The following is a 2,463-nucleotide window of genomic DNA, read 5'->3' on the forward strand; positions in this document are numbered from 1 at the left end:
GGAGCCAGCCGTCGAAGGTGGGGGCGATGATTGGGGTGAAGTCGTAACAAGGTAGCCGTATCGGAAGGTGCGGCTGGATCACCTCCTTTCTAGGGAAGAAGTAACGAATTCTGCGGAAGACGTTGCAAATCTTTAGGTCGGCATTCTGGAGTACGTACACATTGTTCAGTTTTGAGAGGCCATGAACCTCTCAAGAAAAGAGAAAGACCCGTACCTTGACAACTGCATAAAACGAAACGAACAAACCTCTTTTTTGAAAAAGAGAAAGACTTAACGAACCGAAGAAACTCTGAAAAAAACGGTGAAGACATAAAGTCAAGCAAGTAAGGGCGTACGGCGGATGCCTTGGCCATATCAGCCGAAGAAGGACGCGATAAGCTGCGAAAAGCTGCGGTGAGGTGCAAGTAACCATTGACCCGCAGGTGTCCGAATGGGGAAACCCGGCAGCAGGAGTGCTGTCATCCGAAAGGAAGGGAACCCGGTGAACTGAAACATCTAAGTAGCCGGAGGAAAAGGAATCAACAGAGATACCCTCAGTAGCGGCGAGCGAACGGGGCAGAGCCCAAACCGGAGCGGGAAACCGCTGTGGGGTTGTGGACTGCTAACAAATGGTTGGACGAAGCAGAACCAGTTGGGAAACTGGGCCAGAGACGGTGAGAGCCCGGTAAGCGTAAGGAAGACCATGGAGCAGGATCCAGAGTACCACGGGGCACGAGGAACCTTGTGGGAAGCAGGGGGGACCACCCTCCAAGGCGAAACACTGATATGGACCGATAGCGAATAGTACCGTGAGGGAACGGTGAAAAGAACCCCGGGAGGGGAATGAAAGAGAACCTGAAACCGTATGTCTACAAACAGTCGGAGCGCTTTACATGCGCGACGGCGTGCCTATTGAAGAATGAACCGGCGAGTTACTGTTGCCAGCGAGGTTAAGCGGGAAACGCGGAGCCGAAGCGAAAGCGAGTCTGAACAGGGCGATAAGTTGGTAGCAGTAGACCCGAAACCACAGTGATCTACCCATGTCCAGGTTGAAGCACAGGTAAAAATGTGTGGAGGACCGAACCAGTGAGCGTTGAAAAGCTTTTGGATGAGATGTGGGTAGGGGTGAAATGCCAATCGAACGTGGAGATAGCTGGTTCTCCCCGAAATAGCTTTAGGGCTAGCCTCATGGTAAGAGTACAGGCGGTAGAGCACTGAACGAGGTAGGGGCCTGTCCGGCTACCGAACTTAATCAAACTGCGAATGGCTGTACTTATACATGGGAGTCAGACTGCGAGTAATAAGGCCCGTAGTCAAGAGGGAAACAGCCCAGACCAACAGCTAAGGTCCCCAATGCCGTACTAAGTGGCGAAGGATGTGGAATTTCGAAAACAACCAGGATGTTGGCTTAGAAGCAGCCACCATTAAAAGAGTGCGTAATAGCTCACTGGTCGAGAGACTCTGCGCCGAAGATGACCGGGGCTAAAGTACGGAACCGAAGCTTTGGCAAGTATCGTAAGATACTTGGGTAGGGGAGCGTTCCTGCATGGGAGAAGCCTGACCGGAAGGACAGGTGGACAAGCAGGAAGAGAGAATGCCGGTATGAGTAGCGAAAAGAAAGGTGAGAATCCTTTCCACCGAAAGCCTAAGGGTTCCTGGGCAACGATCGTCGACCCAGGGTAAGTCGGGACCTAATCCGAGGCGGAGACGCGTAGGAGATGGACAACAGGTTGAAAATCCTGTACCGCAGGAGTCTGTTTGAGCGAAGGAGTGACACAGAAAGGAATGCGCGCGTGCGATTGGAAGAGCACGTCCAAGCTGGTAGGTTGTGTGGCAGGCAAATCCGCCATACTAAAAGCCGAGAAGTGATGGGGAGCCATTGGAGACAATGGCGAAGGGGCAGGAACTAGGCTGTCGAGAAAAGCTTCTAGTGAGGACTCAGGCGCCCGTACCGAAACCGACACAGGTAGGCAGGAAGAGAATTCTAAGGTGCGCGGGAAAACCCTCGTTAAGGAACTCGGCAAAATGTATCCGTAACTTCGGGAAAAGGATAGCCTAAAGTATGTGAGCTGCAGAAACGCAGGGAGCAGGAATAGGCGGCAGAAGAGAGGCCCAAGCGACTGTTTACCACAAACACAGGCGTCTGCTAAAGCGAAAGCTGACGTATAGATGCTGACACCTGCCCGGTGCTGGAAGGTTAAGAGGACGTGTTAGCCGTAAGGCGAAGCAGAGAATTGAAGCCCCAGTAAACGGCGGCCGTAACTATAACGGTCCTAAGGTAGCGAAATTCCTTGTCGGGTAAGTTCCGACCCGCACGAAAGGTGTAACGATTTGGGCACTGTCTCAACGAGGGACCCGGTGAAATTGAAGTACCTGTGAAGATGCAGGTTACCCGCGACTGGACAGAAAGACCCCATGGAGCTTTACTGTAACCTGAGATTGGATTCCGGTAAGAGATGTACAGGATAGTTGGGAGGCTGAGAA

2 rRNA genes (1 of these 2 only partly in view) are annotated in these 2,463 nt (G+C 52.3%); both read left to right on the top strand.

Going from position 1 to position 2,463, the window contains the following annotated elements:
• A 16S ribosomal RNA gene (locus OCV58_RS00005) occupies nucleotides 1–89 on the top strand; the annotation flags it as partial.
• 224 nt (nucleotides 90–313) lie between these two features.
• Nucleotides 314–2,463 (top strand): 23S ribosomal RNA (locus OCV58_RS00010) (it continues 767 nt past the right edge of the window).

It is taken from the genome of Megasphaera stantonii (assembly GCF_025567065.1).
GTDB lineage: Bacteria > Bacillota > Negativicutes > Veillonellales > Megasphaeraceae > Megasphaera > Megasphaera stantonii.